Source organism: Corynebacterium sp. NPDC060344 (assembly GCF_042725215.1).
In the GTDB taxonomy this organism is placed as follows: domain Bacteria; phylum Actinomycetota; class Actinomycetes; order Mycobacteriales; family Mycobacteriaceae; genus Corynebacterium.
The window spans coordinates 1-2357 of record NZ_JBHXCS010000034.1 but is presented as its reverse complement, the minus strand read 5'-3'; the positions used below and the strand labels follow the sequence as shown (position 1 = coordinate 2357).

The 2357-nt window shown below is 67.2% G+C and carries 1 protein-coding gene and 1 pseudogene; both read left to right on the top strand.

Annotated elements, in window-relative coordinates; translation table 11 throughout:
• Nucleotides 1-525, top strand: a pseudogene (locus ACFWGD_RS13155) (hypothetical protein); the annotation flags it as partial.
• Between the two features lie 1475 nt (nucleotides 526-2000).
• Entirely contained in the window at nucleotides 2001-2279 is a 279-nt protein-coding gene (locus tag ACFWGD_RS13150; RefSeq protein WP_377541237.1) for a hypothetical protein, read from the top strand.
• Nucleotides 2280-2357: the final 78 nt, after the last annotated feature.

Genomic DNA, 2357 nt, shown 5'->3' with positions numbered 1-2357 from the left:
GAGTGGAACCTGGCGAAGTGGCACGAGTACGAGCGCGCGACCAAGGGCCGCCGCGCGATCGAGTGGACCCGCTACCTGCGCTCGATGCTCGGCATCGACGGCGGCGACACCGACGAAGACAACCTCGACTTGCTCGCGGCGGCCGACGCCGAGGGCGGCGAACTCCGCGCGGGCGTCCGCGTCACCGAGGACGGCTGGCACGCGGTCGCGAGGAAGGCCCTCGACCTGGAGGCGACGCAGGCCGCCGAGGGCACCGACGGCAACACCGACCCGGCCGCCATGGCTGCCCGCGTCCGTGAGGTCCTGGCGCTCGCCGACGTCGCCGACGAGGTCGTCGTTCTCGGTCCGCAGGACGTCGTGGACGCGTACGCCGAGATGCTCGAAGCCCTCGCCCGCCGACGCGAGGAAGCAGCTGCACGACGTCGCCGCGAAGCCGAGGAGAACGACGACCAGGAGGACGACGCCGACGACCGCGAACGTGCCGTCTGGCACATCGCCCGACGCCTCGCCCAGCCGCAGAACTGATATCAGTCCGGCATAACTCGCTGCCGGAATCTGATGCCGACACGGGTCCGGGGCGCCGGCGCTTTCGCGCGACAGCGAGGGGCGCCGGATCCCCTCTCCGGGCCGCCGCGCGTCACCGTCCCCACCGCCAATTTCAGGTGGGGACGTGACGGAGGCGGGCAGTAGAGGGGATGTCAGCGAAAACGGACACCCCCACCACGCGTGGTGACCTGCACAGACGGGGTCGGCCGGAATCCGGTAAGGGCAGCAGAAGTCGCAACAGATGCCGCAGCAGATGCCGCAGGAGATGGCGCAAGAGCTGTCGCAAGCCGCCGCCCGGCCGACCGCGAAACTGGGCCCAATGACCCACAACTCGCTGCCGGAATCTGCGCCCCGCAGGACACGCCCAGCGCAGCGACCGACCGGCACGGCGGACCGATCAGATATCTGATCGCTTAGCTTGCTCCCCTGCCCGTGCCCGGGCCCGACGTCGCCCCCGACGCTCGGCCTAACGTTCCAATAGGCCACAACTGGCTGCCCGGATCTGATGTCAACGACGGCCGCCCGCGACCGGTCGGTAGCGACTCAGAGCTTGCCGTCGTCCTCCTCGCCGGCGCCGACTTCGGCACTGAGATCGAGGACAAGGTCTAGTGCTGCAAGAAGAACTCGGAGATGTTCTTCGCGAAGCAGGTCCAGTACCTGAGGTACCGGAAATCGGACCGCAGCCGTTTCGCTCCAGGGGCGAAGATGTATCTCAGGCGGCGTCCCCTGCCAGGTGAGTTTCGAGGGTGTCCTCCGCGGCCCGTTCACCAGCGCTTAGACCGGCCGAACGACCTGCTCAACGTCCTAGAGACGGACCCGAAGTTCGACTGCTCGATGTTCGTCGACAGGGCCGGTCAGCGGAAGTATCCGTCCAGTGACCCTCGGTCACGTGGTGCGCGTCACCGAAGGGTTCATGTGAGGACTTTCGATCTGCTGGCGGCCTCATGACCCCCCTACATGAAGTGCCTGTCACCAACCTCGTGAGCTGAGCATCCGACATGAAGCAGCAGGTCAGGGCCACTTAGGCGCTTTTATGCGTGTGCGTGATTCCGTTGGCATTGTGGCGGCTCCGCTCGCGCTGCGTAGGCTTCTCCCTGACCGGCAGCACCGGAGTCCGAACGAGGCCCTTCGAGGACGAGTTCGACGCCGACCGCGCCAACGGGTTTCCGGTCGCCGTGTAGTCCGACAGCCCTCGAACACCTGGAGGCAAAAAAACAGCGGTCCCCTGCGCCAACAGGGGACCGCCTGTGTAGTCCGACAGCCCTCGCCCGACCGAGTTGGATCTCAAGTACAAGGAGAAGAACCATCAAAGACGTTCCCGAGCCTAAGCTCCGCGACGGCCTGCCGTCGAGCGGGCTCACGCGACAAATGGCGCATTACGAAGCTTGTGCGACATTCATTCCGGCTCCGTTCGACAGGCGAGCGCAGGGTGTCACGTACGGGGTGACGGGCCGATGACCCTGTTCACGATCGTCGCGATGTCCCTCGCGGGCGTCGCCGTGTACTGGGCGTACAAGAACCCGAAGCTGGGTGCGTCGCTCCTGGTTGGTGCCGGGATTCTTGCCGCGGTCTATCTGATCGGACAGCAGGATGCCTCGCAGGCTCCGCTTCAGGCGCCGGCGCCTGCCGCGTCCTCTTCTGTTCCGGCGGTAGCAGGCCCGCCCCCCAGCCCGTCCGTCAGTTCAAGCGGTCAGGCCCCCTCCGCGCGGCCGGAGGTTCAGTCTCTGGAGTGAACGCCCCGTCGTGTCCCGCATCCGCAACCGGGGACGCCGACGGCGACCAGCCCCCCACACCAGTGCGGCAGGGCGCCC